Origin of the sequence: Streptomyces sp. NPDC050619 (assembly GCF_040654815.1) — a bacterium.
Classification (GTDB): Bacteria; Actinomycetota; Actinomycetes; order Streptomycetales; family Streptomycetaceae; genus Streptomyces.
Genome location: NZ_JBFAIR010000021.1, coordinates 87,855 through 114,534, shown reverse-complemented (window position 1 = coordinate 114,534; position 26,680 = coordinate 87,855). Strand labels below are relative to the sequence as shown.

The following is a 26,680-nucleotide window of genomic DNA, read 5'->3' as shown; positions in this document are numbered from 1 at the left end:
CGGCCTATTAGGGCATGGGCTTTCAGGACCTGGCGGTTGTTGGTGCCTACAGGCTGACGCCCACCGTCACCGGCTCGTTGACCAGCGTGACGCCGAAGACGTCACGGACGCCGGCGACTACCTCGCGGGCCAGCGCGAGCAGGTCTTCCGTGGTCGCTTCGCCCCGGTTGGTGAGGGCGAGGGTGTGCTTGGTGGAGATGCGGGCGGGGCCGGTGCCGTAGCCCTTGGTGAAGCCCGCCTTGTCGATCAGCCAGGCGGCGGAGGTCTTGGTGTGGCCCTCCCCCGCCGGGTACGCGGGCGGCTCCACGCCGTCGCCGAGCCTGTCCCGCACGCGCGCGTGGAACGCGGCGAACTCGTCGTCGGTGAGGATCGGGTTCGTGAAGAAGGAGCCTGCCGACCAGGTGTCGTGGTCCTCGGGGTCCAGGACCATGCCCTTGCCGGAGCGCAGCTTCAGGACGGTCTCGCGGGCGGCTTCGAGTGGGACCCGGTCGCCGGGCTCCACGCCGAGGGCGCGGGCCGTCTCGGCGTACTTGAGGGGAGCGGAGAGTCCGTCCGCGTCTTCCAGCTCGAAGCGGACGCGCAGGACGATGTACCGGTCGGGGTCCGCCTTGAAGCGGCTGTGGCGGTAGGAGAAGCCGCACTCCGGAGTGGTCAGCGTGACCGTTTCCCCTGTCTCGCGGTCGTACGCGATCACCTCGGTGATCGTCGACGAGACCTCCTGGCCGTACGCCCCGACGTTCTGGATGGGGGTCGCGCCCGCCGAGCCGGGGATGCCGGCGAGGCATTCGATGCCGGCGAGTCCGGCCTCTACGGTGCGGGCCACGGCGTCGGTCCAGACCTCGCCGGCGGCCAGCTCCAGGCGGGTGCCGTCGAGTGCGAAGCCCTTCGTGGCGATGACGAGGGCGGTGCCGGCGAAGCCCTTGTCGCCGATGACCAGGTTCGAACCGCCGCCGATGAGCAGCAGGGGCGTCCCGGCATCGTCGGCCTCGCGGACGACGTCGATCACCTCGGCGTCGGTCGTGGCGGTGACAAGGCGGGTGGCGGGGCCGCCCAGCCGGAAGGTGGTCAGCGGGGCGAGGGGGGCGTCGTGGAGTTCCTGCACGCGCCCAAGACTACGAGACGGCACTGACAGGTCCGGGCCCGCGTAAGGGGCGTCCGCAGGTGTAAGGAGCGTCCGCAATGGCGGGCGCCCCTTACACCTTGCCGTACCTCGCCAGTCACCTTGCCGTCCCGGCGAGCCCCTCAGGCCAGTCGTACGACCGCCCGGGACATCCCCAGCACCTTCTGCCCGGCGCTGGTCGCCGTGAGGTCGACGCGGACCGTGTGGTCGTCGAGCTTGGCCGCGACTTTGGCGCTGACCTCGATCGTGGCGCCTTGGTCGTCGTTCGGGACGACGACGGGCTTGGTGAAGCGAACGCCGTACTCGACGACCGCGCCGGGGTCGCCGGTCCAGTCGGTGACCACGCGGATCGCCTCGGCCATGGTGAACATGCCGTGCGCGATGACGTCCGGCAGCCCGACCTCCTTGGCGAACTTCTCGTTCCAGTGGATCGGGTTGAAGTCCCCGGAGGCGCCCGCGTACCGGACGAGCGTGGCGCGCGTCACGGGAAAGGAGTGGGCGGGCAGCTCGGTGCCGACCTCGACGTCGTCGTACGCGATCTTCGCCGTCATCAGCTCGAGGCCTCCTCGTCCGCCGCGCGGGCGACCAGCTTGGTCCAGGCGGTCACGACGTGCTCGCCGGCCTCGTCGTGGACCTCACCACGGATGTCCAGGATGTCGTTGCCCGCCATGGACCTGATGGCGTCGATGGTCGAGGTGACGGTGAGCCGGTCGCCGGCGCGCACGGGGCGGACGTAGGCGAACTTCTGGTCTCCGTGCACCACGCGGCTGTAGTCCAGGCCGAGCTGCGGGTCCTCGATGACCTTTCCCGCCGCCTTGAAGCTGATCGCGAAGACGAAGGTCGGCGGAGCGATGACATCGGGGTGGCCGAGTGCCTTGGCGGCCTCCGGGTCCGTGTACGCGGGGTTAGTGTCACCCACCGCTTCCGCGAACTCGCGGATCTTCTCCCGGCCCACCTCGTAGGGGTCGGTGGGCGGATAGCTCCGCCCCACGAAGGACTGGTCGAGCGCCATGGCCCGGTACCTCCTGATGTCTGCTGTACCGAAACGACGTGAGGCCGTCCCCGCAGTGCGGGGACGGCCTCACGTACGAGCCTGAATTATCGCGTTTCGCGGTGCGCGGTGTGCGCATTGCAACGCGGGCAGTGCTTCTTCATCTCCAGTCGGTCCGGGTTGTTACGCCGGTTCTTCTTGGTGATGTAGTTCCGCTCCTTGCACTCCACGCAGGCCAGCGTGATCTTCGGGCGGACGTCGGTGGCAGCCACAGGAGTGCTCCTTGACGAACGGATGGGACATTAACGCACAGAAGAGTAGCCGATCGAAGGACCGACCCCACAATCGGCTACTGTCAGTAGCGGTGACCGGACTTGAACCGGTGACACAGCGATTATGAGCCGCTTGCTCTACCGACTGAGCTACACCGCTGCGATGCGATCGGGCCCCGCCTCGCGGCGGGAACCTCTCACACCAGAGCCCCAATACGGAATCGAACCGTAGACCTTCTCCTTACCATGGAGACGCTCTGCCGACTGAGCTATTGGGGCGAGCGATGAAGACATTACACGCTCGGTCGCCGTTCGCCCAAATCCGTTTCCCCGCCCCCGCCAGGCCCTGTTCCGCGGCCTCCTCACGAGCCGCTGAGGCCTCTGCCGTACGGCGGAACCCCACCGGTACGACTATTTCGCTCCTCACCGTCGTGAGCGTGTCGTCACCCTAGGCTTCGACTCACTCTGCGTGATCTTGCGTCTCCTTGCGCAGTTCACGAGCCCGCAGTCCCTGCCCCGCAACCCGAACCCCGCCGTCCCCGAGCCCCGCAGCCCACGAGCCTCTGGAGCGCGATGCCCGACAGTCAGCCGCAGCCGCCGCACTCCCCGTCGGGTTCGTCATCGGGTGCCTCGTCGGGTGTCCCTTCCGGGTCCTCGACGGGGCAGGCCGACGGGAACGCCCTCCTGCTGTGCGGGGCGCGACTCACCGACGGCCGGACCGTGGACGTACAGCTGGTCGGCGGGCGCATCGAGGCGGTCGGCACGGCCGGGAGTCTCGCGGCGGGCGGCACGCGCGCGCGTGGAGCGCGCCTGGATCTCGGCGGCTACCTGCTCCTGCCGGCCCCCGCCGAGCCGCACGCCCACGGCGACACCGCCCTGTCGGCCGACGTGGGCGGGCCGGTCTCGTACGACGCCCAGGACGTCCAGCGCCGGGCCACGGAGGCCGCCCTGCTGCACCTCGGACACGGGGCGACCGCCCTGCGGGCACACGTGCGCGTGGGCGACGTCCAGGGGCTGGGTGCGCTGACCGCCGTACTTCAGGCGCGGCGCTCGCTGCGCGGGTTCACCGAGCTGACCACCGTGGCGATGCCGAGGATGCTGACCGGGGTGGCCGGGGCCGACGGGCTCGCGATGCTGCGGGACGCGCTGAAGATGGGCGCCTCCGTGGTGGGCGGTTGTCCGGACCTGGACCCCGATCCGACGGGCTACGTGGAGACGGTCCTGGAGGTCGCCTCCGAGCACGGCTGCCCCGTCGACCTGCACACCGACGCTTCCGACCCGGCCCGCCTGGCCCGCCTCGCGGCGATGGCCGGCGGGCTGCGCCCCGGGGTGACGCTCGCCCCGTGCGGCGGCCTTGGACGGCTGCCCGCCGAGGTGGCCTCGCGGACCGCCGACCAACTCGCGGCGGCTGGCGTGGCGGTGGTGTGCCTGCCGCAGGGCGGCTGCGGGGGTGTGGAGCGGCGGGGCACTGCTCCGGTACGGCTGCTGCGCTCGGCCGGGGTGCGGGTAGCCGCCGGGAGCGGGGCCCTGAGGGACGTATCGAATCCGGTGGGACGCGGGGATCCGCTGGAGGCGGCGTACTTGCTGGCCTCGCGCCACGGTCTGCGGGCCGAGGACGCGTACGACGCGGTGAGCGCGTCGGCGCGGGCGGTGCTGGGGCTGCCCGAGGTGCGCGTGGAGGCGGGATTTCCGGCCGAGTTGCTGGCGGTGCGCGGGGACCGGCTGGCAGGGGTGCTGTCGCTGGCGTACAGCCGGATCGTGGTGCATCGGGGGCGCGTGGTGGCACGGACGAGCGCGGTGCGGGAGTACTGCGACTCTGCCGCGGCGGCGGAGTTGGGGCTGCCCAGGCAGGGGCGGGGGGAGTTGTCTTAGGGCGTGCGGCGGGGTGTGCGTTTCGCCCTGGCGTGCAGGGGGGTGCGTTTCGCGCGGGCATGCGGGGTGTGCGTTGCGCGCGGGCCTGCTGGGGGGAGTTTTCGCCCAGGCATGCGTTGTTGGCGCGTGCGCCTGGAGTGTGCGTCTTGCGCGCGGTCGTGCGCGGCTTGAGTTGGTGTGTTCGGCGTACGCCCGGAAGGCTCCGAAGGCTCATGCGCCCGATGCACGCGCCTCTGCTGTGCGCCCCTGAGGCGTGGCTGGAGTCATGCGGCGGATGCGGTCGTCCGGGCGTACGGTCGGAACCATGCGCATTGTCATTGCTGGGGGTCATGGTCAGATCGCACTGCGGCTGGAGCGGTTGCTCGCCGCGCGCGGGGACGAGGTCGCGGGGATCATCCGCAGCCCCGAACAGCGCGACGACCTGCGTGAGGCGGGCGCCGAACCGGTGCTGCTGGACCTGGAGTCGGCCTCGGTCGAAGAAGTCGCGGCGTCGCTGCGGGGCGCGGACGCGGCGGTGTTCGCGGCGGGCGCGGGTCCGGGCAGCGGCGTGGCCCGCAAGGACACGGTGGACCGGGGCGCGGCGGTCCTGTTCGCGGACGCGGCGGTCCGGGCGGGCGTACGACGCCATGTGGTCGTGTCGTCCATGGGTGCGGATCCGCAGCACGAGGGCGACGAGGTCTTCGACGTGTACCAGCGCGCCAAGGGCGAGGCCGACGCCTACGTGAGCGGCCTGGACGACCTGGACTGGACGATCCTGCGCCCCGGCCTGCTGACGAACGACACCGGCACCGGCCTCGTCCGGCTGGAGGCGAACACGGGCCGCGGCGCGATCCCACGCGACGACGTGGCCGCCGTACTGGCGGAGTTGCTGGACACTCCGGCGACGGCCGGTCTGACCCTGGAGCTGATCGGTGGGTCGACGCCCCTGTCGGTCGCGGTGAAGTCGGTGGCGGGGAACTGACTCTCAACAACCCTTGACCCTTCAGAACAGGGGCAGTTGACCGGGGAATTCGGGGACGGTGTACCCGTCCAACGTCGGCTGTGCCGCACCGAGTTCCGCCTGTCGCCGGGAGCCGGGGCAGGAGACGAGTTGCCCGCTCTCGCGTGCGCCGGGCGGGTCGTGCCGGGCGTACCGTCCGGCGACGACGGCGATCTCGCGACGGCATTCGGGGCAGTGTCTGCGGCGCGTGGACATGGGGTCAGTGTGCCCCGCCTGCCGTGTGATTCCCCTCCTCCCCCATCGCCTCCGAATCCCCCGCCGCCCTTCGATCACCTCGGGTCCTTCACGCGATGGCCACGGAATCCGACCATGCTTGCTTAAGTCAATCAACTGACTTAGCTTAGGAGGGTCGCGCTGTCACCGACGCCCACACGGAGGCTCGACCCATGTCCCATGCACATCCCCGACCCGCCGACGAAGGACGGGCCGCGGCACCGCGGCCCAATGCCGTCGTGGCGGTGCTGGCCTTCGGCGGGATCGTCGTCGCGCTGATGCAGACCCTGGTGATCCCGATCGTCCCGGAGCTCCCCCAACTCCTGAACGCCCCGGCCTCGGACACCGCCTGGGCCGTCACCGCCACGCTGCTCGCCGCCGCCGTCGCCGTCCCGATGATGGGGCGGCTCGGTGACATGTACGGCAAGCGCCGCATGCTCCTGATGAGCCTGGTCCTGCTGGTGGCCGGCTCGATCACCGCCGCCCTCAGCGACACCCTCGCCCCGATGATCGTAGGCCGGGTGCTCCAGGGCATGGCGGGCGGTGTGATCCCGCTCGGCATCAGCGTCATGCGGGACGAACTCCCCGCCGAACGGCTCGGTTCCGCGACCGCCATGATGAGCGCCTCACTCGGCGTCGGCGCGGCCCTCGGACTGCCCGCCGCCGCGCTCATCGCCGACAACTTCGACTGGCACATGCTCTTCTGGAGCTCGGCCGTCATGGGCGTCATCGCCCTCCTGCTGGTCCTGGTGCTCGTACCCGAGTCCAAGGTGCGCACCGGTGGCCGCTTCGACCTGATCGGCGGCCTCGGCATGGCGGGCGGCCTGATCTGCCTGTTGCTGGCCATCTCCAAGGGCGGCGACTGGGGTTGGGGCAGCGATTCGATCCTCGGTCTCTTCGCGGCGGCCGTCGTGGTCCTGCTGGTGTGGGGCTGGTGGGAACTGCGCACGGAGCAGCCGCTGGTCGACCTGCGGACCACCGCCCGCCGCCAGGTGCTGTTCACCAACCTCGCCTCGATCGCGCTCGGCTTCGGCATGTTCGCGATGTCCCTGGTCCTTCCTCAGCTCCTGCAGTTGCCCGAGGCGACCGGCTACGGTCTGGGCAAGTCGCTGCTCACCGCCGGCCTCGTCATGGCGCCGTCCGGCTTGGTGATGATGGTCATCGCCCCGGTCTCCGCGGCCCTGTCGAAGGCCAAGGGCCCGAAGATCAGCCTGATGGTCGGCTCCCTGATCGTGGCCGGCGGCTATGCCCTGCAGATCCTGCTGATGGACGAGGTCTGGCAGTTCGTACTGGTCTCCTGCGTCATCGGCACCGGTATCGGCTTCACCTACGGCGCGATGCCCTCGCTCATCATGGGTGCCGTGCCGCCGTCCCAGACCGGCGCCGCGAACAGCCTCAACACCCTGATGCGGTCCATCGGTACGTCGGTCGCCAGCGCGGTCGCCGGCGTCATCCTGGCGCAGATGACCACCAACCTCGGCTCGGTCGCCCTGCCCTCGGAGGACGGCTTCAAGACCGTCCTGGCCATCGGCGGCGGCGCGGCGCTGCTCGCGTTCGCGCTGGCGGCGTTCATTCCGCGCCGACGACCGGTCGAGGCGGGCGAGTCGAGTGCTTCGGTCGAGGCGGGCGGCGTCGGCGAGGCGGGCGAGGCGGGCGGCGCCGGGGCTTCGGCGGTGGAGAGTCCGCAGAGGGCTTCGACCGTGCCGGTCGCGGCCGTTGGGGTGGCACCCGCGTCCGCGGCGGCACTGGGTGTGCCGGCACGGGCGTCCGTCGCGACCGCTGAGCGAGAGAGGGCGAGTGGCTCCGCCGGTGGTTCGGGCAGTGATTCGGGCAGTGATTCGGGGGTCGGCTCGGGCCGTGTTTCGGGGGTCGGCTCGGGCGGTGTTTCGGGGGACGGCTCGGGCGGGGGTTCGGGGGACGGCTCGGGCAGGGGTTCGAGGGACGGCTCGGGCGGTGTTTCGGGGGACGGCTCGGGCAGGGGTTCGGCCGGTGACTTGGTCGGAGTGTCGGCCGGTGATTCGGCCGGGGGCGGCATCCTGGTGAGCGGGCAGGTCCTGGGCACGGAGCGCGTCGCCGTGGCCGGAGCCGCCGTCACGCTGATCTCGCTCGGCGGGAAGCAGCTGGGCCGGTCGGTCTCGCGCGGCGACGGCTCGTACGGCGTGTCCGCCCCGGGTGCCGGTTCGTACGTCCTGATCGCTTCCGCCGACGGCTACCAGCCGCAGGCCTCGACAGTCGTCGTCGCCGGCGACTCGCCGGTCCCGTACGACATTCTGCTGTGCGGCACCAGCGGCCTCACCGGTGTGGTGGTGTCCGCCGACAGCGGGGCTCCGGTCGTGGAGGCCGTGGTCATCGTGACCGACGTCCGCGGGGACGTCCTGGCCACCGGACGCACCGACGCCCTGGGCGAGTTCAGCGTCACCGACCTGGTGCCGGGCACGGTGACCGTGGCGGTCAACTCTCCCAAGCACCGCCCACTGGCCCTGCCCGTCGAGATCGGCGGCGTCGGGACCTCGCGAGTGGAGGTCGAGCTGCGGCCCGGGGTGCACGTGCGGGGTACGGTGCGCGGAGCCGGCGCCCCGCTGAGCGACGCGCTCGTGACGCTGGTGGACGCCGCGGGCAACGTGATCGCCACGACCACGACCGGCCACGACGGGGCGTACGCCTTCTCCGACCTGGACGGCGGCGCGTACACAGTCATCGCGACGGGTTACCCGCCGCGGGCGGCCACGGTGACGGTGTCGGGCGGCGGTGTCGACGATCATGACATTGAACTTGCCCATACGGGGAGTAGGTGACGTTGGACACTTGAACGCCCGAGCAGGCGGGCGCCTTTGAGGGGGACTGCGGGCGAGGTTTTGAGCGGGGGCTAGTGGGTGTGGCTCTGAGCGGGGGCCTTTGCGCAGGGCCTTCGGCGTGGCCTTCGGACGGGGGCTTCGCGCGGGGCCTTCGGGCGTGGCTTCGGGCGGGTGACCTTGAGCGGGGGGAGTCCGCACCGGGCAGCGGGGTGAAGGCAAGGCCGGGCAGGGGACCGGCGGGTGAGGGCGAGGCGGGATTACCCGGCGGGCGATTGCCCGACGGAGCGATTGCCCGACGGAGATCCCCCGCCCGCGCCTCGGTGCCCACCCGTTACACGTGGCACCCGCACGCATGAAGGCCGAACCCGAGGCGAACACACCGGAGTCGACCGCACCCGAGACGGCCCGAGCCCACCAGGACCGCCCCTAAGAGACCGCTTGCAGAAGTACACCGTGCGAAAGACAACCGCCTCGAGTGCACGGTATGGAAGAGCACCGCACGGAAGCGAGACGTAATGCCCCTCAGTGCACGGATCCGCACCCGGGACGGCTGGGCCGTACCCCACGCGGTGGTCACGGTGACCGACATGACCGGCGCGCAGATCCTGCGCGCCGAGGCCGAGGCCGACGCCGACGGCACCGTCACCGATGCCACGCCTCTGTCCCCCGGCGCCTACACGGTGATCGTCACCGCGCTCGGCTACGCGCCCGCCGCGTCGACGGCACTGGTCACGGCAGGCGGGCGCGCGGAGGTCGGCCAGGTCGTCCTCGGCCGGCAGGCAGGCGTCGAGCTGCCGTCGCCGGGCCCGTGGACCATCGACCCGCCCCACTCCTCCGTCGGCGCGGTCGCCCATCACCTGGGCATCTCCAGCGTGCACGGCCGTTTCACCGACTTCCGCGGACGCGTCGAGATCGCGCAGGTCGTAGCGAAGTCCCAGGTCGAGGCAGTGATCCGCACGGCCTCGATCGACACGGGCAACGGCATGCGCGACGACCACCTCAAGTCCCCCGACTTCCTGGACGTCGAGCGGCATCCGGAGATCACGTACCGCTCGACCGGCCTGACCCCCGCCGGCACTGACCGCTGGACGGTCCACGGCGAACTCGCCCTGCACGGCGTCGTCCGCCCGGTCGACCTGGACCTCGCCTACCTCGGCACCGGCCCCGACCCCTGGGGCGGACTCCGCGCGGCCTTCCGCGCCACGACCCAACTACGTCGCGAGGACTTCGCGATGAACTACAACCAGGTACTCCAGGCAGGAATCGCCGCGATCGGCACCACCCTGAAGGTGGAACTGGACATCCAGACGGTCCAGGGAGAGACGCTTCCCCAGGCTTGACGACGGGACCACCGCATCGTGGGTCGACGTCAGTGCGCTGAAGCCGGCACGCAACCAAAAAGACCCCTTCCACGCTGCGTTTCCGCAGGTCGGAAGGGGTCTCTTACCCAGTGTGGCGGCGCCAGGGTTCGAACCTGGGTAGGCTAAGCCGGCAGATTTACAGTCTGCTCCCTTTGGCCGCTCGGGCACACCGCCGGGGGTCGCTGCCCTTCGAACCGCTTTGTGGCGGTGCTCCGTGGCAACGACGTAAACAATACCCGATACGGAGGGGTGCTTCGCCACCCGATTGATCTGCGCCCAGAGGTCGGTGGGTGGCTAGGCTTGTCCGGATGCGGCCCGGGACCTGCCGGGCTCGGCGCCCGCCCCCACGTACGCCGATACGCACCCGTACGCACCCCGATACGCACCCCGATACAAGGAGCCACAGGACATGGCCGACTCCAGTTTCGACATCGTCTCGAAGGTCGAGCGGCAGGAGGTCGACAACGCCCTCAACCAGGCCGCCAAGGAGATTTCCCAGCGCTACGACTTCAAGGGCGTGGGTGCCTCGATCTCGTGGTCCGGTGACAAGATCCTCATGGAGGCGAACTCCGAGGACCGGGTGAAGGCCATCCTCGACGTCTTCCAGTCCAAGCTGATCAAGCGGGGGATCTCGCTGAAGGCGCTGGACGCGGGCGAGCCGCAGCTGTCCGGCAAGGAGTACAAGATCTTCGCGTCGATCGAGGAGGGTATCTCCCAGGAGAACGCGAAGAAGGTGGCGAAGATCATCCGGGACGAGGGCCCGAAGGGCGTGAAGGCCCAGGTGCAGGGCGACGAGCTGCGGGTCAGCTCGAAGAACCGCGACGACTTGCAGGCCGTTATCGCCCTCCTGAAGGGCAAGGACTTCGACTTCGCGCTGCAGTTCGTGAATTACCGGTAGTCGCGCAGTCCGAGCGCACTGCGCGCACTGCCTTCACGAGGACACGAGGACACGAGGACACGAGGAAGGGTGGGCACCCGGGGTTTCCCGCGGGTGCCCACCCTTCCCGCCTGCTGGCTGCGGTCGGGGTGCGCAGTCGCGCTCAGTTGCGCACTTGTGCTCAGTTGCGCGAGTTGCCGAACAGGAGGCGGTAGACCACCAGGAGGACGAACGAGCCGCCGATCGCCGCCGCCCAGGTGGCGCCGTCGTAGAAGTCCTTGCTGATCGGGTGGTCAAGCCAGCGGGCCGATATCCAGCCGCCGATGAACGCGCCCGCGATGCCGATGACTGTCGTGCCGATGAAGCCGCCCGGGTCACGACCCGGCAGCAGGAACTTGGCGATGGCGCCGGCCAAAAGGCCGAGGATGATCCAACTGATGATGCCCATGGCCTGAACCTGCCCCTTCGTGCTGTGTCCGCGCCGTCCCGGCACTGTGATTTGGGTCGCTCAACGATGTGCTCGTGCCGTTGTTCGTGCGGTGTTGATGTACAGGACGACGCGGCTGCATCGGGCGGTTGCAGCGATCAGTAGGGTGCGGCTCATGACACATTCCGATGCCGAGCTGCGCCGCAGTCTGGGAGTGGGAGACGCGGTGGTCATCGGGCTGGGCTCGATGATCGGCGCCGGAATCTTCGCAGCCCTGGGACCCGCAGCGCACGCGGCCGGCTCCGGGCTGCTGCTCGGACTCGCGGTCGCCGCCGTGGTCGCATACTGCAACGCCACGTCGTCGGCGCGGCTGGCCGCCCTGTATCCCGCCTCCGGCGGCACGTATGTGTACGGGCGTGAGCGGCTCGGGCCGTTCTGGGGTTATCTCGCCGGCTGGTCGTTCGTGGTCGGCAAGACGGCCTCCTGTGCGGCGATGGCGCTCACTGTGGGGGCGTACGTCTGGCCGGGGCAGGCGCACGCGGTCGCGGTCGCGGCCGTGGTGGCACTGACCGCGGTGAACTACGGCGGCGTCCAGAAATCCGCCTGGCTGACCCGGGCGATCGTCGCTGTGGTCCTGGCTGTCCTCGCTTCCGTGGTGGTCGTGTCTCTGGGGTCCGGGGAGTCCGATGCCGGGCGGCTGGACATCGGGACCTCGGACGGCGTGGGCGGGGTGCTTCAAGCGGCTGGTCTGCTGTTCTTCGCGTTCGCCGGGTACGCGCGGATCGCGACCCTCGGCGAGGAGGTGCGGGATCCGGCACGCACCATCCCCCGCGCGATCCCGCTGGCCCTGGGCATCGCGCTGGCGGTGTACGCCTGCGTGGCGGTGGCTGTCCTTTCCGTGCTGGGGGCGGGCGGTCTCGGTCAGGCGGAGGCGCCGCTGGCCGATGCGGTCCGCGCGGCCGGAGTGCCGGGGCTGGTGCCCGTGGTGCGGCTGGGCGCCGCCGTGGCCGCGCTTGGCTCACTGCTCGCCCTGATCCTGGGCGTCTCGCGAACGACGCTGGCCATGGCCCGGGACCGGCATCTGCCGGGGGCGCTGGCCGCCGTACATCCGCGTTTCCAGGTGCCGCACCGGGCCGAGCTGGCCGTGGGCGTGGTGGTCGCGGCGCTGGCCGCCACGGTGGATGTGCGGGGCGCGATCGGCTTCTCCTCCTTCGGTGTGCTGGCCTACTACGCGGTGGCCAACGCGTCGGCCTGGACGCTGGGGTCGGCTCCGGCGGCGCGGGTGGTACCGGCGGTGGGGCTGCTCGGCTGCGTGGTCCTGGCGTTCGCGCTGCCGGGGGTCTCGGTGGTGGTGGGCGCGGGTGTGCTGGCCGTCGGCGTGGTGGCGTACGGGGTGCGGCGGTGGGTGGCGGCGCGGTAGGGCGGTAGGACACCTCACGGGTGCTTGCCGGACGCGATGCGGCTTCTCGGACGCGGCGCGGCGTCTCACATCAGTCCCGGCGGTGCCTGCCTCTCAGGACACCTGCCCGAGCGCGGTACGTATGCGGAAGTCGGCCCATGGGGTCATCTCAGGCTCTTCGCTCTTCTCCTCGTACCAGCCCTTGCCGTCCAGCCAGGCCCGCAGCCAATCCGTGAGGCTGGGCGCGTCCACGAACCAGGCGTGCTCGGCCTCGCCGGCGTTCGGCTCGAAGAGCAGGACAGTGGCCTGCGGGCTGTGGCAGTCCACGCAGGCGTACAGCGCGCATCCCCAGTGGGATATCGGCAGCACGCCCGCGGGCCAGGGCCAGTCGGGGTCCTTGCGACCGCTTTCGCGGTTGGCCAGGTATTGCACGACGGCGGCGGGCTCGCCGGCCAAAGGGCCGTCGAGCAGAGGCAACAGGCCGTACTCCGGGCCGAATCCGCCGTCTCCTATCCGAACGTAGAGTTCGGCGAGCAGCGCGGGCAGGCGGAAGCCCAGGGTGGCCTCGGCACGGGCCAGTGTGGCGGTGTCCACCGGCTCGGGGAGGGAAGTCCAGCCCCAGGGGCGGGTGTTGTGCGCCTTGGTTCCCACTAGTGTCAGCAACTGCTCGCTCTCAGTCATGGGTCCATCATGCAAGGCGGCACTGACAATCGGGCCGGCCTGTGGACAACCACCAGGTTGTGGAAAACGTGGCCCCGACGAGCGGTTCATTCAAGGCGCACCTCGACCCCCTTCTCGGTCAGGAACGCGAGGAGTTCCTCGAAGGTCAGGGGACGGTAGCCGATGAGCGGGGTGAGCCCGAGGCAGGCGCGGGCGACGTGGGCGTCGTGCCAGACGAGCAGGAAGGGCGGGGCGGCGGCGCCCCACCGGCCGCAGAGGCAGTCGGCGAGGGCGTCGAGGCCCCAGCCGAAGTACCCGCCGGGGCCGTTCACCGCCTCGCCCAGGGCGCAGAAGAAGCCCGGCTCGTCGGTGATGTGACGGCCGTCGAGGTGGTGGACGGTGCCGGAGGGCTGGTCCGGGCGGCCGTATATGTGGTTCTCCCTGGCCGTACGGAGCCAGAACTGGCGCCCGTCGGCGTCGCCCCGAGCCCAGCGGTTGGGCTCGGCGGGGCGCCCGTCGCCCCACAGTTCCCACACCTCACGGGCCGCGAGAGGCGGGCGCTCCGACCACAGATCGACGGTGAGGTCGACCAGGCCCGGACCGCGGGCGGACGGGATCCAGGCGCGCAGCTCGCCCTCGGCGGCGGACTGCACGGCCCGGCCGGAGGAGTCGATGCGCAGGACCTTTGCGTGACCGAGGTCTTCTTCCCCGGCGTCCAGCGCGGCACGCAGGGAGCCTCGCGGCGAACAGCCCAGCAGTCGCAGCGGGGACTCCAGGGATTCGTCCCGGACCTCCCGCACCCGTGCCAGGTCGCGGCAGGTGCCCAGTCGTTCGCCTGTTGCCCGCAGGAGGCGGTAGCCCGGGGAAAGGGGCGGACACTGCGGGTAATCGGTGGGGTTGTGGTCGGGTTCGCGCCCCTCGATGGTGATGTCCCGCCGCGTCAGATCCCGGACGCAAGGGCGGTCTTCCAGGACACGCACGTCTTCGAGGTACCACTCGCCGACCGCTGTGCCGGACTTGTCGAGGATCTCCAGGGTGAGCAGGCCGAGCGGTGCCGAACCCGCTGCACGCGCGCGTGTGAGGGCTGTCCGCAGCTCGCCGTCGGGGGCACAGCCCAGCAGTTCGTACGTCCCTCGGGTGGGCGCGGGCGGGTCGGCGAAGAGGTCGGCGGCGTCCTCGCACAGGGCCCACGTCTCCTCGTAGCCGTCCTCGCCCTCGAACTCGGCCTGTCGGTCGTACGACAGCAGGAGGTACTTCGGCTCCCCCACCCCCGGGTCCGCCTGTCAGCGTGCCGCGAACGGCTGGTCCGTGCGCACGATTTCGCGTCCCAGCGGGAGCAGCGACACGGGGATGAGCTTGAAGTTGGCGATGCCGAACGGGATGCCGATGATCGTGATGCACAGGGCGATGCCGGTGACGATGTGGGCGAGGGCCAGCCACCAGCCCGCGAGGACCAGCCACAGGACGTTGCCTACACAGGAAGGCGCACCGGAGTCGCGGCGCTCGACAGTGGTGTACCCGAAGGGCCACAGGGCGTAGATGCCGATACGAAATGCGGCAATGCCGAACGGGATGCCGATGATCGTGATGCAGAGCAGCACGCCCGCGGCCAGGTAACCGAGGAACAGCCAGAAGCCGCTCAGGACGAGCCAGATGAGATTCAGGATGGTTTTCACTGGTGTCGACCTGCCATCTTTTCGAGCCGGGCGATGCGCTCTGTCATCGGCGGATGTGTCGAGAACATCTTGGAGAGTCCTTGGCCCGGGCGGAAGGGGTTCGCGATCATCATGTGGCTCGCCGTCTCGATGCGGGGCTCCGGGGGCAGCGGGAGCTGCTTGGTGCCCGTCTCGAGCTTGCGCAGGGCGCTGGCGAGTGCGAGGGGATCGCCGGTGAGCTGAGAACCGGCGGCGTCGGCCTCGTACTCCCTGGAGCGGCTGATCGCCAACTGGATGAGGGTGGCCGCGAGCGGGCCCAGGAGCATGATCAGCAGCATGCCGAGGATGCCCGGGCCGTCGTCGTCGTCCGAGCGGCCGATCGGGATCAGCCAGGCGAAGTTGACCAGGAACATGATCACGGAGGCGAGGGCGCCGGCGACCGAGGAGATCAGGATGTCGCGGTTGTAGACGTGGCTGAGTTCGTGCCCGATGACACCGCGCAGTTCTCGCTCGTCCAACAGGCGCAGGATGCCGTCCGTGCAGCACACGGCGGCGTTGCGCGGGTTGCGGCCGGTGGCGAAGGCGTTGGGCGCCTCGGTCGGGGAGATGTACAGGCGTGGCATGGGCTGGCGGGCCTGGGTGGAGAGCTCGCGGACCATCCGGTAGAGGGCGGGTGCCTCGAACTCGCTGACGGGGCGGGCGCGCATCGCGCGTAGAGCCAGCTTGTCGCTGTTCCAGTACGCGTACGCGTTGGTTCCCAGGGCGATCAGGACCGCGACGACGAGCCCCATACGGCCGAAAAAGCTGCCGATGACGATGATGAGTGCGGACAGTCCCCCGAGGAGTACTGCGGTCCTGAGCCCGTTGTGCCGGCGGTGCACGGTACGCCCTCCAAGTGGTGCAGCAGGGGAACCCTTTGCTTGCTGATCTCCGATGCCCGATGCCACTGGTGCCGTGGTGTCACGTCCAGTGGACCCTCCCAAATTGGTCAACGCCAGGTGGGGGCCGCTAGTTCCCTTGTGCCTGCGGCGGCGTGCGTGGGCCGTCCGGGTGAGGGCAGGGGCAGGCGCTCAGAAGAGTCCGGTGTCGGTGAAGCGCAGGACCAGCTGGGGTGCTCCGGACAGGGCGATACCGAGGACGCCGGTCAGGGCGATCGCGGCGGTGAGGGGGGCGGGGACGCGATGCCGAACGGGCTCGCCCTCGGGGGCGCGGAACAGCAGGGTCGTCCACTGGAGGTAGTAGAACAGCGCGATCACGACGTTGACGGCCATGACCACGGCGAGCCAGCCGAGGCCCGCGTCGACGGCCGCGGAGAACACGGTGACCTTGGCGAAGAGGCCGATGATGCCCGGCGGCAGCCCGGCGAGGCAGAGCAGGAAGAAGGCCAGAAGGAGGGCCGCGAGGGGGTTCGACGCATACAGGCCGCGGTAGTCGGCGACGCGGTTGAGGGACTTCGTACGGCCGACCAGTGCGGCCACCGCGAAGGCGCCGAGGTTCACGGCGGCGTACATGAGGGCGTAGGCGACCGTGGAGCCGATCGAGTGTTCGGGGTCGTCGGAGTACGCGGCGGCGGCGATCGGTACGAGGAGGTAGCCGGCCTGGCCGACGGAGGACCAGGCGAGCAGGCGTACCGCGCTGTACGCGCGCGTGGCCTGCTGGCGCAGGGCGCCCACGTTGCCGACGGTCATCGTGAGGGCGGCCAGCGCGGCGAGGGCCGGGCCCCAGACGTCGGCGTACGACGGGAGGGCGACGACCGTGATGAGGATGAGGCCGGAGAAGCCGACCGCCTTGCCGACGACGGACAGGTAGGCGGCGATCGGGAGGGGCGCCCCTACGTAGGTGTCCGGCACCCAGAAGTGGAACGGGACGGCGGCCGTCTTGAAGGCGAAGCCGACGAGGGTGAGGACGACGCCGGTCTGGGCGAGGGTGTGGAACTGTCCGTCGACGTTCTGGATCCGGTCGGCGACCTGCGTGAGGTAGAGGGTGCCGGTGGTGGCGTACACGAAGCTGATGCCCATGAGGCTGACCGCGGTAGCGGTGACCGAGGACAGGAAGAATTTCAGGGCCGCTTCGGAGGACTTCCGGTCGCCGTGACGCAGGCCCACGAGGGCGAAGGCGGGCAGGGAGGCGACTTCCAGGGCGACGATCAGGGTCGCGAGGTCGCGGGAGGCGGGCAGGAGGGCGGCGCCGGCCGCGGAGGACAGCAGCAGAAACCAGTACTCCCCTTCGGGGAGTCCCTTGTCGGCGTCCTTGAGGGCCGTGACCGACAGGAGGGCCACGAGGAGGGCGCCGCCGAGGACCAGGAGCTGGAGGACGAGGGTGAAGCGGTCGGCGGTGTAGCTGCACACATCGGTGTCGCCGGTGAGGCAGAAGGTGCTGCGGTCGCCGTCCAGGAGGGGCAGCAGCATGAGCGTCGAGGCGGCGAGGCCCGCGACCGAGAGCCAGCCGAGGAGCGCCTTGCGGGACTCCCCTACGAACAGGTCGGCGACGAGGACGACGAGTCCGACGACCGCCGCGATGGTGGGCGGCGCGATGGCGAGCCAGTCGACGGACTGGACGAGGTTCGCGGCCAGCGGCTGGGCCAGGGAACTCATCGAGTGCCTCCTGAGAGGAGCTGCTGCACGGCCGGGTCGGTCAGTCCGAGGAGTGCCTTCGGCCAGAGGCCTGCGACGACGGTGAGGGCGACGAGCGGGGTCCAGGCCGCGAACTCGTACGTGCGCACGTCGGCGAGCTTCGGGGCGTCCTGCGGTACGGCGCCCATGCAGACGCGGCGGACCACGACCAGCATGTACGCGGCTGTCAGCAGCGTGCCGAACGCGCCGATCGCCATGAAGGTGAGGAAGGCGGGGCGGCTGAGGCCGTCGGCGGGCCGGAAAGCGCCGAAGAGGGCCAGCATCTCGCCCCAGAACCCGGCCAGGCCGGGCAGACCGAGTGAGGCGACCGCGGCGAAGGCGAGCAGGCCGCCGAAGCGGGGGGCCTTGCCGTAGAGCGCGGCGCCGGTCTGGAACTGATCAGGCGCGGCGGCGCCGCTCGTTGAGGGGTGGTGGTCGGGCGACGGGAGGGAGAGGGCGTCGAGGTCGGTGGTGCCGGTGCGGTCCTTCAGCGCGCCGACCAGGAAGAACAGGAGGCCGGTGATGAGGCCGTGGGCGATGTTGGCGAACAGCGCGCCGTTCACGCCGGTCGGGGTCATGGTCGAGATGCCGAGCAGGACGAAGCCCATGTGGCCGACGGAGGAGTAGGCGATGAGGCGCTTGAGGTCGCCCTTCGCACCTTGCTTCGCCAGGGCCAGACAGGCTAGGGATCCGTAGATGATCCCGACGACGGCGAAGGCGGCGAGATAGGGCGCGAAGGTGCGGAAGCCGTCTGGCGTGATCGGTAGCAGAATCCGCACGAATCCGTACGTACCCATCTTCAGTAGCACACCGGCCAGCAGGACCGAGCCGACGGTCGGCGCGGCGGTGTGGGCGTCGGGCAGCCAGCTGTGCAGCGGCCACATCGGCGTCTTCACCGCGAGCCCGATCCCGATTGTCAAAACCGCGATGACCTGCACGGATGTGGTCAGCGACCGGCCGTTGTCAGTGGCGAGTGCCACCATGTCGAATGTGCCCGCCTTGATTCCGATCAGGAGCAGGCCGAGCAGCATGACGACGGAGCCGAGCAGTGTGAAGAGGATGAACTTCCAAGCGGCTTGGGTCCGTTGCTCAGCGCCCCAGCGGGCGATGAGGAAGTACATCGGGATGAGGACCATCTCGAAGGCGAGGAAGAAGAGGAGCAGGTCGAGGACGGCGAAGGTCGCGAGGGTGCCGGACTCCAGGACGAGCAGCAGGGCGACGAAGGCCTTCGGGGTCGGGCCCGCGGGCATTTTGAAGTACGAGTAGAGCGCGCAGAGGAAGGTCAACAGCGCGGTCAGGACCAGAAGGGGGAGGGAGATGCCGTCGATGCCGAGGTGGATGCGCACGTCGAGTGCCGGGATCCAGCTGATGTCGGTCGTGGCCTGCATCTTCGACGGGTGGTCGTGGTCGAAGCCGAGCGCGAGGACGATCGCGGCGATGAGAACCGCGCCGGTGACGGTGACGCCGTGCCGCAGCACGGCCTGCTCGGGTGACTTCCCCTTCAGTCCGGGCGGGGCAGGCAGGAGAGCGGTGGCGGCCCCGAGGAGCGGGCCGACCACGATGAATGCCAGAAGGACCTGCATCACGGACTCGTTGATATCGATCACGCCTGCTCACGCTCCCGTGGCGACAAGGACGGCGGCGACCACCAGGACGACGGTGCCGGCGAGCAGAGCGCTCACATAGGTCTGCAGATTGCCGGTCTGGGCACGCCGTACGGCGGCGCCGAGCAGGCGAGGCAGCGCGCCCGCGCCGCGTACGTAGGTGTCGACGACCTCACGGTCGAGGAACCGGACGAGCGTGGCGCCGGCCTGGACCGGGCGGACGAAGAGGGCCGTGTACACGGCGTCGAGGTGGAAGCCGACGGCCGCGTGGCGGTGCAGCGGGCCGAGCAGCAGGCGGCCCGGGTCCGCGGGGTCGGGCGCGTAGGCCACGCCTCCGTACGCGGGTTTGTGGCTGGCGATGGCCTCGGCCTCGACGAGTCCGGCGTCCCCCTCGGGGTGGGCCGCGACCGCACCCAGCGGGACGCGGGCCGCGAGCGCGGTGGTGTGCCGCCAGGCCGCGTAGGTGACGAGGCCGCCGATCAGGGCCACGCCAGTGCCGAGGACGGAGGTGGTCAGGGTCGGGGTCAGGTCACGGCCGTCGAACCAGTCGGGCAGCACGCGGTAGGCGAGCCCGCCGAGGGCGAGGGACGGGACGGCGAGCACCCACAGGACGGCGGTCATGGTGAGGGGCTGCCTGCCGTGGTCGGGGGCCTCGGCGCCCCGGCCGTGGAAGGCCAGCAGCCACAGGCGCATCGCGTAGGCGGCGGTGAGCAGGGCGGTGAGGAGGCCTGCGACCAGGACGGTCCAGCCCGCGGCGCCGGGGGCGTGCTCGGTGTGGCCGGTGGCGGCGTGCTCGGCGGCGCCGAGCACGGACTCCTTGGAGAAGAAGCCGCTGAAGGGCGGGATCGCGGCGAGCGCGAGGAGCGCCACGGTCATCGTCCAGTAGGCACTGGGGACGCGGGCGCGCAGGTCGCGCATGCGGGACATGGCGGCCAGCGAGTTGGTGCCGGCGGCGTGGATGATCACGCCCGCCGCGAGGAACAGCAGCGCCTTGAAGGCGCCGTGGGACAGGAGGTGGAAGACGGCGGCTCCGCGGTCGCCGACGGCGAGGGCGCCGGTCATGTAGCCGAGTTGACCGATCGTCGAGTAGGCGAGGACACGCTTGATGTCGTCCTGGGCGAGGGCGGCGAGCCCCGAGCCGGCCATGGTGACGGCGGCCATGACGGCGAGGACGACCATCGCGGCCTGGGAGGCCTCGAAGACAGGGAGGAGACGGGCGACGAAGTAGACACCGGCGGCGACCATCGTCGCGGCGTGGATCAGCGCGGAGACGGGAGTCGGGCCCGCCATCGCGTCGGGGAGCCAGGTGTGCAGCGGGAACTGCGCCGACTTGCCCGCCACGCCCGCGAGAAGCAGCAGGGCGATCAGCGTCGGGTGGTCGAGTCCGCCGCTCGCGACGGCGCCAAGGACCCGTGTGATGCGAAAGGACCCGGCGTCGGTGGCCAGGGCGAACAGGCCGATCAGGAAGGGGACGTCACCGAGCTTGGTGACCAGGAAGGCCTTGAGGGAGGCGGCGCGGGCCTCCGGGGTCTCCCAGTAGTGGCCGACCAGGAAGTAGGAGCAGATGCCCATGATCTCCCAGCCGACCAGCAGCACCATCAGGTCGCCGGAGTAGACGACGAGCAGCATCGCGGAGGTGAAGAGGGAGACGAGGGCGGCGTACGAGGGGTAGCGCGGGTCGTCGCGCAGGTAGCCCGTCGAGTAGATCTGCACGCAGGTGGCGACGACGCCGACCAGGACGGCGACGAGGGCGGCGAAGCCGTCGACGTGCAGGGCGAGTTCGATCGGGACCGAGCCGGTGGGCGTGAGCTCGGTGGCGGCGTCCACGGCATGGTCGCCGCCCTGGCGCACGGCGACCAGCGCGGCGAGCACGAGGGAGGCGAGCGTCGGCAGGACGGCGAGCGGGCGGACGAAACCGGGGGCCGTGCGGCCCAGGAGCAGGCCGGCCGCGGCGCCCAGGAACGGAAGGAGAGGGACGAGGACGGCGAGGGTGGTCGTGGTCACGCGGTGGCCTCAGCCTTCTCGGCCGGTCCGGCCTGCTCGGCCGTGGCGGCGTCGGGGCTGTCGGTCTCGTGGCCCTCGGCGGTGTCGCGGAGCTTGTCGATGTCCGCGGTGCCGCGGTTGCGGTGGACGGCGAGGACGATCGCCAGACCGATGCCGATCTCGGCGGCGGCGATGGCGATGGTGAACAGGGTCAGGGCCTGACCGGAGTGCAGGGTCTCCTCGGCCGTCCTGCTGAGCCAGACGTCGAAGGCGACGAGGTTGAGGTTGACGGCGTTGAGCATCAGCTCGACCGACATCAGGACCAGGATCGCGTTGCGGCGGGCGAGGACGCCGTACAGGCCCGTGCAGAAGAGGAGGGCGGAGAGGACGGTGGGATAGGCGAGGTGCATCAGCGGACACCTCCCTCGGCGGTGTCGGTGGCGGCCTGTTCTGCCTTCGCCTTGCGGGACAGGACGATCGCGCCGACCAGGGCGGCGAGGAGGAGGACGGAGAGGGCCTCGAAGGGGAGGACCCAGTTCTGGAAGAGGCTGGCGCCGGTGGCCTCGGTGGAGCCGGCGGCCGGACCGTCCAGGTCGATCCAGGTCGTGCGGAAGGCGTCGACGACCACCCAGACCAGGGCGGCCGCGGCGGCGACGGCCACGGTGAGGGCGGCCCAGCGGTTGCCGGAGTCGGCGTCCGGGGAGCGGCCGATGGGGGCTTTGGTGAGCATCAGACCGAACAGGAGGAGGACGACGACGGAACCGACGTAGATGAGGACCTGCACCCAGGCGATGAACTCGGCGGTGAGCAGGAGGTACTCGACGGCGAGGCCGCCGAGGGTCACCACCAGCCACAGGGCGGCGTGCACCAGCTGCTTGGTGGTGACGGTGACGAGCGCGGCGCCGAAGGTGGCCAGGCCGACGAGGAGGAAGGCGATCTCGACGCCGGTCGGGGAGAGGAAGCCCTGGCTGGTGCCGGCCGCGAGGGGCCCGGAGGCTGCGGCGAAGGTCATTCCTGGCCCTCCTGCCTCGGCTGGTCCATCTGCTGCTTGGACTCCCCCATCGGCCGCGTGGGCTGCTCGGCCGCGCGGGCCTGCTCGTCGGCGTGCGGCTCGGTCGGCGACGGGGCTTCCTGCTGGGCGGCCAGCTTCTCGGCGGTCTTGCGGGCGGCGGCGATCTCCTTCGGTTCCTCCGCGGCGGGGTCGAGGGCGGGCGGGGCCGGGACGGTCCACATCCACTCGCGGAGCTTGTCGCGTTCGTGGGTGAGGTCGCGGATGTCGGTCTCGGCGTACTCGAACTCCGGGGACCAGAACAGGGCGTCGAAAGGACAGACCTCGATGCAGATACCGCAGTACATGCACAGGGCGAAGTCGATGGCGAAGCGGTCGAGAACGTTGCGGCTGCGCTCGCGGCCACCGGGGGCCGCCGCCGGGACCGTCTCCTTGTGGGAGTCGATGTAGATGCACCAGTCGGGGCACTCGCGGGCGCACAGCATGCAGACCGTGCAGTTCTCCTCGAAGAGGCCGATCACGCCGCGGGTGCGGGGCGGGAGGTCGGGCTGGGCGTCCGGGTACTGCTCGGTGACGGTCTTCCTCGTCATCGTGCGCAGGGTGACGGCCAGACCTTTGGCCAGGCCGGAGCCGGGGATGGGTGCCATGGTTACTGGATCACCACCTTGACGATGCCGGTGAGGGCGATCTGGGCGAGGGAGAGGGGGACGAGGAGGGTCCAGGCGAGCTTCTGGAGCTGGTCCTCGCGCAGGCGGGGGTAGGTGACACGGAGCCAGATCACGACGAAGGCGAGGACCGCTGTCTTCAGCAGGGTCCAGACCCAGCCGAGGCCGTCCGCGCCCCACGGGCCGTGCCAGCCACCCAGGAAGAGAACGGTGGTCAGGCCGCACAGGACGACGATTCCGGCGTACTCGGCGAGGAGGAACAGAGCGAAGCGGAGGCCGGTGTACTCGGTGTACGCGCCGAAGATGATCTCCGAGTCGGCGATCGGCATGTCGAAGGGCGGGCGCTGGAGTTCGGCGAGGCCCGCCACGAAGAAGACGATCGCGCCGACGATCTGCCAGGGCAGCCACCACCACTGGAAGGCGTCGACGATGCCGGGGAGGGAGACCGTGCCCGCCGCCATCGCTACCGAGGCGGCGGTGAGGAGCATCGGGAGTTCGTACGCGAGGAGTTGTGCGGCGGTGCGCAGGCCGCCGAGGAGGGAGAACTTGTTGGCCGAGGCCCATCCCGCCATGAGCGAGCCGAGGACGCCGACACCCATCACGGCCAGGACGAAGAAGATGCCCGCGTCGACGACCTCGCCGACGGCGCCCTCGCCCGGGCCGATCGGGATGGCGAGGAGGACCAAGAGGTACGGGAGGAGGGCCACGGCGGGGGCGAGCTGGAAGATACGACGGTCCGCGCCCGCGGGTACGACATCTTCCTTCTGCGCGAACTTCACGCCGTCGGCGACGAGTTGGGCCCAGCCGTGGAAACCGCCGGCGTACATCGGGCCGAGACGCCCCTGCATGTGGGCCATGACCTTGTGCTCGGTCTGACCGATGATCAGGGGGAAGGTGAGGAAGACGACGAAGACGATCAGGAGTCGCAGGGCGACGTCGAGAGCGTCGTTCACTGCGGGCCTCCTGAGGGGTCTTCGGGGCTCGTGGGCGGGCATTCGGCGGTCGGGTCTTCAGGTGCGGCCGGACCGGCGTCGCCGGTGCCAACGCCATTGCCGGCGCCATGGCGACCGGCACCGGGCGACGGTTGTGGAGGCGGCTCGACTTCATCCGACGGTTCTTCGGCGGGCTCGGGGGGCTCGGCTGTCTCCGGTACTGCTGCCGGCTCCGACTCCGACTCCGACTCCGACTCCGACTTCTCGACGAACGGCTTCGACCGAGCTGTCGACGGCCGCTCCGGTGCGGGGCTGGGCTCCGCTGTGGGGTTCGGCTCCGCCGTCGGCTGCTCCTCCGTAGTCGGGCTCGCGTCCGTTGCCGACCGCTGCTCTGCCGCCGGGCTCGCCTCCGTCGCCGCGCTCGGCTTCGCCTCCGGCTCGTCGAAAGCTGGGCGGGCATGGTGCCAGGGGGCGTCCGGGCTGCGAGGGCTCTCGGCGGGACGGGCGGGACGGTCCTCGGTTGGCGGAGTCTGGACCCGCTGCGAGTCCGCCCCCTCCGAAGCGCTACCCGCACGCCGGGCACCGGCTGGACCGGCAGAGCTGACAGCCCTGGCAGCCCTGGCTGGAGCAGCCGGCACATCGGGAGCAGTCGGGCTGTCCTGACCCCCGGCCCCCGCCGCACCCGAACCCGAACCCGCCGCCCCCGCCGCATCCGAACCCGCCGCGTCCGCACCCCCCGCGCGCTGCGACGCAGAGCCGTCACCCGCACCGCGCGCACGGCGCGTCGCACCCGTACCGGGGCCCGCCCCCGTCTGCTGACTGGCCGAGCCCTCGGCCGCCGTACGCGCCCGGCGCGGCGCGTTCGATGCAGCCGGAGCCTCCACGCTCGGTGCACCCGCCGGAGCGTCCGAAGCCGAAACGTCCGAAGCGGCGGCATCCGAAGCGGCGGCGCCCGAAGCCGAAGCAGCCGAATCCGGCACTCCCGGAGCCGGCGCCCCCGAAGCGAGGGCATCCGAAGCCGAAGCACCCACAGCCGGACCCTCCGAAGCAGCCGGACCCTCCGAAGCCGAGGCACCTGCGGCCGGAGCAGCCGAAGCCGAAGCCCCTCCAGTCGAAGCATCAGCAGCGGAAGCCCCCGAGGCCGAAGCACCCCCAGCGGGAGACGCACCCTCAGCGGGAGAGGCCACCCCCGGCGCACTCCCCGCCTGGCTCGCCGACCCCTCCGCCGCCGTACGAGTGCGACGTACCGGCCGGTCTCCTGCCGCGCGTGCCGGGCGCTCGCCCGCCGCTCGGGCAGGACGGTCGCCCGCCGCGCGGGCCGCGCCCCGGGCCGGACGTGCCGGGGCCGGCGGCAGCTGGCCCTTCAGAGGGCCCCATTCGTTCGGGTCGGGGACCCCGGGAGGGAGCATCTGGCGACGCTTGGGGCCACCGTGTGCCGCACCCGCCGCAGGCTCCCCCGGCTCCTTCGCGCCGGGCCAGGCCTTGGCGACGCGGGACGCGAGGACGAAGTCCTTGCGCAGCGGGTGGCCTTCGAAGCTCTCCGGCAGAAGGAGGTGGTCCAGGGCGGGGTGGCCCTCGAAGACGACGCCGAACATCTCATGCGTCTCGCGCTCGTGCCAGGCCGCGCCCGCGAACACGTCCACCGCGCTCGGCAGGGCGGGGGCCTCGTGCGGAACCGTCGTGCGCACCATCAGCCGTCGTACCGGAGACAGCGCCACGACATGCGCCGAGACACGGAAGCCCGTGCCCGGTTCGTCGACCGCGCTCAGCCAGTCGAAGTAGGTGCAGCCCAACTGGTCGCGGGCGGTCTCCAGGGCGGAGATCCAGGCCGTCGGCGGTACGTCGACCGTCAGGACCTCGTACGACTCCTCGGCCGTGGCCTCCGTACCGAAGAGTTCCTCGACGGGGACGGGGAGCCAGCCGACCGTGGTCATCGGCCCTCACCCGACCCCGAGCCCGAAGCCGCGCCGGGCGGCTGCACCAGGCCGCTCTGCAGCGCCGCCGCCGAAGGACGCGCCGTGCCGACCCCGTACCGCTCCCCCAGCGACTCCCGCGCGATCTTCTCCTGGAGCTTCAGGATCCCCTGGAGCAGTGCCTCGGGACGGGGCGGACAGCCGGGGACGTAGACGTCGACCGGGATGATCTGGTCGACGCCCTTCGTCACGGAGTACGAGTCCCAGTACGGGCCGCCGCAGTTGCTGCACGCGCCGAAGGAGATGACGTACTTCGGCTCGGGCATCTGTTCGTAGAGGCGCTTCACGGCCGGCGCCATCTTGTCCGTGACCGTCCCGGAGACCACCATCAGATCGGCCTGGCGCGGGCCGGGCGCGAAGGGGATCACACCGAGGCGGATGAAGTCGTGGCGGGCCATCGACGCGGCGATGAACTCGATCGCGCAGCAGGCGAGGCCGAAGTTGAAGACCCAGAGCGAGTAGCGGCGGCCCCAGTTCAGGACGACCTTCATCGGCTCGGGAGCGAGGCGGGCCAAGGCACCCAGCCGCTTCGGCTCCGGCAGGTACACCGGCTCGGGCTCAAGCTCGTGCTCGTGCTCGGAAGGAGTCACTTCTGGCGTCACGTCCATGCCAGGACCCCCTTCTTGTAGGCGTACAGCAGGCCCACGGCCAGGAAGCCGAGGAAGATGAACATCTCCACGAGCGTCGTCGCGCCGTAGCCGGGGGCGGCGAAGACCGTGGCCCAGGGGAACAGGAAGATCGAGTCGACGGCGAAGATCACGTACAGAAAGGCGTAGACGTAGTAGCGGACCTGGGTGTGCGCCCAGCCCTCGCCGACGGGGTCGACACCGCACTCGTAGGTCAGGAGCTTCTCGGGTGTGGGGACCACAGGACGCAGTAGGCGCCCGGCGCCGAAGGCCACGGCGACGAACAGGACGCCGACGACGGCGAGCAGCCCGACGACCGAATACGACTGGAAGTAGTCCGCCGCATATGGCTGGAACTGGCCAGCCGAAAGCGAGAACCGGTCCGTCGAATGCGACTGGAAATGGTCCGCCGCAACGACGACGGTCGAATCGACGACGTTCGAATCGACGACGGTCGGTCCCGGCACGTCCGTCCCTCGCTCCCTGACCTCGGCCTGGTGAACTTCGTGAGCCTCGCGAACGGTGTCGTTCGACGATCTGTACGCACGGGAGTCTAGGCCCTGCTAAAGACACGGTAAGCAGCCCGTCACGCGTTGGGATATACCGCAGGTAGCCGGGGTGGGGTTTTCCCCAG

Annotated in this window: 26 protein-coding genes and 3 tRNA genes; 6 read left to right on the top strand and 23 right to left on the bottom strand. The window is 70.7% G+C overall.

The genetic code is table 11. The features are described from left to right. Positions 1-46: 46 nt before the first annotated feature. The 6 genes from AB0I77_RS30980 to AB0I77_RS30955 form a co-directional block, all read right to left on the bottom strand. Positions 47-1,102, bottom strand: coding sequence for a UDP-N-acetylmuramate dehydrogenase (locus AB0I77_RS30980; RefSeq protein WP_363286032.1), 1,056 nt, complete (start codon positions 1,100-1,102; stop codon positions 47-49). Positions 1,103-1,242: 140 nt separating this feature from the next. Next, entirely contained in the window at positions 1,243-1,671 is a 429-nt protein-coding gene (locus AB0I77_RS30975) for a MaoC family dehydratase (RefSeq protein ID WP_363286031.1), read from the bottom strand. After that, a complete protein-coding gene (locus AB0I77_RS30970) occupies positions 1,671-2,132 on the bottom strand; it encodes a MaoC family dehydratase N-terminal domain-containing protein (protein ID WP_363286030.1) in 462 nt (153 codons plus the stop codon). The genes AB0I77_RS30975 and AB0I77_RS30970 overlap by 1 nt, the downstream gene beginning before the upstream one ends. A gap of 86 nt (positions 2,133-2,218) precedes the next feature. Then, on the bottom strand, positions 2,219-2,383 hold the full coding sequence (gene rpmG / locus AB0I77_RS30965; RefSeq protein WP_003948671.1) for a 50S ribosomal protein L33: 165 nt from the start codon (positions 2,381-2,383) through the stop codon (positions 2,219-2,221). Between the two features lie 87 nt (positions 2,384-2,470). Then, positions 2,471-2,543 (bottom strand) — tRNA-Met (locus AB0I77_RS30960). Between the two features lie 46 nt (positions 2,544-2,589). Next, positions 2,590-2,662, bottom strand: a tRNA-Thr gene (locus tag AB0I77_RS30955). A gap of 294 nt (positions 2,663-2,956) precedes the next feature. On the opposite strand from AB0I77_RS30955, the gene AB0I77_RS30950 reads away from it, so the two are divergent. Both AB0I77_RS30950 and AB0I77_RS30945 read left to right on the top strand, forming a co-directional pair. After that, positions 2,957-4,255 (top strand): hydrolase, encoded by a 1,299-nt coding sequence (locus AB0I77_RS30950; RefSeq protein ID WP_363286029.1) that lies wholly within the window; start codon positions 2,957-2,959, stop codon positions 4,253-4,255. A 304-nt stretch (positions 4,256-4,559) separates the two neighbouring features. Beyond that, positions 4,560-5,216, top strand: coding sequence for an SDR family oxidoreductase (locus tag AB0I77_RS30945; RefSeq protein WP_363286028.1), 657 nt, complete (start codon positions 4,560-4,562; stop codon positions 5,214-5,216). Positions 5,217-5,237: 21 nt separating this feature from the next. On the opposite strand, the gene AB0I77_RS30940 is transcribed toward AB0I77_RS30945, so the two are convergent. Further along, a complete protein-coding gene (locus tag AB0I77_RS30940; protein ID WP_363286027.1) occupies positions 5,238-5,450 on the bottom strand; it encodes a hypothetical protein in 213 nt (70 codons plus the stop codon). 191 nt (positions 5,451-5,641) lie between these two features. Between AB0I77_RS30940 and AB0I77_RS30935 the strand changes: the two genes are divergently transcribed. Beyond that, entirely contained in the window at positions 5,642-8,263 is a 2,622-nt protein-coding gene (locus AB0I77_RS30935) for an MFS transporter (RefSeq protein ID WP_363286026.1), read from the top strand. 515 nt (positions 8,264-8,778) lie between these two features. Beyond that, complete coding sequence (locus tag AB0I77_RS30930) at positions 8,779-9,603, top strand: YceI family protein (protein ID WP_363286025.1); 825 nt, start codon at positions 8,779-8,781, stop codon at positions 9,601-9,603. A 113-nt stretch (positions 9,604-9,716) separates the two neighbouring features. On the opposite strand, the gene AB0I77_RS30925 is transcribed toward AB0I77_RS30930, so the two are convergent. Further along, positions 9,717-9,798: transfer RNA gene (locus AB0I77_RS30925), tRNA-Tyr, on the bottom strand. Between the two features lie 235 nt (positions 9,799-10,033). Between AB0I77_RS30925 and AB0I77_RS30920 the strand changes: the two genes are divergently transcribed. After that, positions 10,034-10,522: a YajQ family cyclic di-GMP-binding protein gene (locus AB0I77_RS30920; protein ID WP_030672009.1), complete on the top strand. Its 489-nt coding sequence runs from the start codon at positions 10,034-10,036 to the stop codon at positions 10,520-10,522. A 160-nt stretch (positions 10,523-10,682) separates the two neighbouring features. Here AB0I77_RS30920 and AB0I77_RS30915 read toward each other — a convergent pair whose 3' ends face one another. After that, positions 10,683-10,949 (bottom strand): GlsB/YeaQ/YmgE family stress response membrane protein, encoded by a 267-nt coding sequence (locus tag AB0I77_RS30915; protein ID WP_363286024.1) that lies wholly within the window; start codon positions 10,947-10,949, stop codon positions 10,683-10,685. A gap of 154 nt (positions 10,950-11,103) precedes the next feature. Here AB0I77_RS30915 and AB0I77_RS30910 point away from each other — a divergent pair, with 154 nt between their 5' ends. After that, positions 11,104-12,348, top strand: coding sequence for an APC family permease (locus AB0I77_RS30910; protein ID WP_363286023.1), 1,245 nt, complete (start codon positions 11,104-11,106; stop codon positions 12,346-12,348). A 93-nt stretch (positions 12,349-12,441) separates the two neighbouring features. Here the strand turns inward: AB0I77_RS30910 and AB0I77_RS30905 are convergent, their stop codons facing one another. From AB0I77_RS30905 to AB0I77_RS30840, 14 genes are all read right to left on the bottom strand, one after another. Then, positions 12,442-13,008, bottom strand: coding sequence for an SMI1/KNR4 family protein (locus AB0I77_RS30905; RefSeq protein WP_363286021.1), 567 nt, complete (start codon positions 13,006-13,008; stop codon positions 12,442-12,444). Positions 13,009-13,094: 86 nt separating this feature from the next. After that, positions 13,095-14,255, bottom strand: a complete 1,161-nt coding sequence (locus AB0I77_RS30900; protein WP_363286020.1) for a barstar family protein — start codon at positions 14,253-14,255, stop codon at positions 13,095-13,097. Between the two features lie 15 nt (positions 14,256-14,270). Continuing rightward, on the bottom strand, positions 14,271-14,663 hold the full coding sequence (locus AB0I77_RS30895) for a YccF domain-containing protein (protein ID WP_363286019.1): 393 nt from the start codon (positions 14,661-14,663) through the stop codon (positions 14,271-14,273). Then, positions 14,660-15,523 (bottom strand): zinc metalloprotease HtpX, encoded by an 864-nt coding sequence (gene htpX, locus AB0I77_RS30890; protein ID WP_363286018.1) that lies wholly within the window; start codon positions 15,521-15,523, stop codon positions 14,660-14,662. The genes AB0I77_RS30895 and htpX overlap by 4 nt, the downstream gene beginning before the upstream one ends. 189 nt (positions 15,524-15,712) lie before the next feature. Next, on the bottom strand, positions 15,713-17,236 hold the full coding sequence (locus tag AB0I77_RS30885; RefSeq protein ID WP_363286017.1) for an NADH-quinone oxidoreductase subunit N: 1,524 nt from the start codon (positions 17,234-17,236) through the stop codon (positions 15,713-15,715). Further along, positions 17,233-18,861, bottom strand: a complete 1,629-nt coding sequence (locus AB0I77_RS30880; RefSeq protein ID WP_363286016.1) for an NADH-quinone oxidoreductase subunit M — start codon at positions 18,859-18,861, stop codon at positions 17,233-17,235. The genes AB0I77_RS30885 and AB0I77_RS30880 overlap by 4 nt, the downstream gene beginning before the upstream one ends. Positions 18,862-18,867: 6 nt before the next feature. Beyond that, positions 18,868-20,862 carry an NADH-quinone oxidoreductase subunit L gene (locus AB0I77_RS30875; RefSeq protein WP_363286015.1) on the bottom strand — a complete coding sequence of 665 codons (1,995 nt, stop codon included), beginning with the start codon at positions 20,860-20,862 and terminating at the stop codon, positions 18,868-18,870. After that, complete coding sequence (gene nuoK / locus AB0I77_RS30870) at positions 20,859-21,251, bottom strand: NADH-quinone oxidoreductase subunit NuoK (protein ID WP_363286014.1); 393 nt, start codon at positions 21,249-21,251, stop codon at positions 20,859-20,861. Before nuoK ends, AB0I77_RS30875 begins: the two co-directional genes overlap by 4 nt. After that, on the bottom strand, positions 21,251-21,853 hold the full coding sequence (locus AB0I77_RS30865; protein WP_363286013.1) for an NADH-quinone oxidoreductase subunit J: 603 nt from the start codon (positions 21,851-21,853) through the stop codon (positions 21,251-21,253). The genes nuoK and AB0I77_RS30865 overlap by 1 nt, the downstream gene beginning before the upstream one ends. Further along, positions 21,850-22,497, bottom strand: coding sequence for an NADH-quinone oxidoreductase subunit I (locus AB0I77_RS30860; protein WP_363286012.1), 648 nt, complete (start codon positions 22,495-22,497; stop codon positions 21,850-21,852). The genes AB0I77_RS30865 and AB0I77_RS30860 overlap by 4 nt, the downstream gene beginning before the upstream one ends. Before the next feature lie 2 nt (positions 22,498-22,499). Continuing rightward, complete coding sequence (locus AB0I77_RS30855) at positions 22,500-23,468, bottom strand: complex I subunit 1 family protein (protein ID WP_363286011.1); 969 nt, start codon at positions 23,466-23,468, stop codon at positions 22,500-22,502. Next, positions 23,465-25,381 carry an NADH-quinone oxidoreductase subunit C gene (locus tag AB0I77_RS30850; protein ID WP_363286010.1) on the bottom strand — a complete coding sequence of 639 codons (1,917 nt, stop codon included), beginning with the start codon at positions 25,379-25,381 and terminating at the stop codon, positions 23,465-23,467. Before AB0I77_RS30850 ends, AB0I77_RS30855 begins: the two co-directional genes overlap by 4 nt. After that, positions 25,378-26,028, bottom strand: a complete 651-nt coding sequence (locus AB0I77_RS30845; protein ID WP_363286009.1) for an NADH-quinone oxidoreductase subunit B family protein — start codon at positions 26,026-26,028, stop codon at positions 25,378-25,380. The genes AB0I77_RS30850 and AB0I77_RS30845 overlap by 4 nt, the downstream gene beginning before the upstream one ends. Then, entirely contained in the window at positions 26,019-26,513 is a 495-nt protein-coding gene (locus AB0I77_RS30840) for an NADH-quinone oxidoreductase subunit A (RefSeq protein ID WP_363286008.1), read from the bottom strand. Before AB0I77_RS30840 ends, AB0I77_RS30845 begins: the two co-directional genes overlap by 10 nt. Between the last annotated feature and the right edge of the window lie 167 nt (positions 26,514-26,680).

Bases quoted from the DNA above. Each gene is read 5' to 3' on its own strand.
- AB0I77_RS30975 (WP_363286031.1), bottom strand. From the start codon at position 1,671: ATGACGGCGAAGATCGCGTACGACGACGTCGAGGTCGGCACCGAGCTG.
- AB0I77_RS30970 (WP_363286030.1), bottom strand. From the start codon at position 2,132: ATGGCGCTCGACCAGTCCTTCGTGGGGCGGAGCTATCCGCCCACCGAC.
- AB0I77_RS30950 (WP_363286029.1), top strand. From the start codon at position 2,957: ATGCCCGACAGTCAGCCGCAGCCGCCGCACTCCCCGTCGGGTTCGTCA.
- AB0I77_RS30945 (WP_363286028.1), top strand. From the start codon at position 4,560: ATGCGCATTGTCATTGCTGGGGGTCATGGTCAGATCGCACTGCGGCTG.
- AB0I77_RS30940 (WP_363286027.1), bottom strand. From the start codon at position 5,450: ATGTCCACGCGCCGCAGACACTGCCCCGAATGCCGTCGCGAGATCGCC.
- AB0I77_RS30935 (WP_363286026.1), top strand. From the start codon at position 5,642: ATGTCCCATGCACATCCCCGACCCGCCGACGAAGGACGGGCCGCGGCA.
- AB0I77_RS30930 (WP_363286025.1), top strand. From the start codon at position 8,779: ATGCCCCTCAGTGCACGGATCCGCACCCGGGACGGCTGGGCCGTACCC.
- AB0I77_RS30920 (WP_030672009.1), top strand. From the start codon at position 10,034: ATGGCCGACTCCAGTTTCGACATCGTCTCGAAGGTCGAGCGGCAGGAG.
- AB0I77_RS30915 (WP_363286024.1), bottom strand. From the start codon at position 10,949: ATGGGCATCATCAGTTGGATCATCCTCGGCCTTTTGGCCGGCGCCATC.
- AB0I77_RS30910 (WP_363286023.1), top strand. From the start codon at position 11,104: ATGACACATTCCGATGCCGAGCTGCGCCGCAGTCTGGGAGTGGGAGAC.
- AB0I77_RS30905 (WP_363286021.1), bottom strand. From the start codon at position 13,008: ATGACTGAGAGCGAGCAGTTGCTGACACTAGTGGGAACCAAGGCGCAC.
- AB0I77_RS30885 (WP_363286017.1), bottom strand. From the start codon at position 17,236: ATGAGTTCCCTGGCCCAGCCGCTGGCCGCGAACCTCGTCCAGTCCGTC.
- nuoK (WP_363286014.1), bottom strand. From the start codon at position 21,251: ATGCACCTCGCCTATCCCACCGTCCTCTCCGCCCTCCTCTTCTGCACG.
- AB0I77_RS30865 (WP_363286013.1), bottom strand. From the start codon at position 21,853: ATGACCTTCGCCGCAGCCTCCGGGCCCCTCGCGGCCGGCACCAGCCAG.
- AB0I77_RS30860 (WP_363286012.1), bottom strand. From the start codon at position 22,497: ATGGCACCCATCCCCGGCTCCGGCCTGGCCAAAGGTCTGGCCGTCACC.
- AB0I77_RS30850 (WP_363286010.1), bottom strand. From the start codon at position 25,381: ATGACCACGGTCGGCTGGCTCCCCGTCCCCGTCGAGGAACTCTTCGGT.
- AB0I77_RS30845 (WP_363286009.1), bottom strand. From the start codon at position 26,028: ATGGACGTGACGCCAGAAGTGACTCCTTCCGAGCACGAGCACGAGCTT.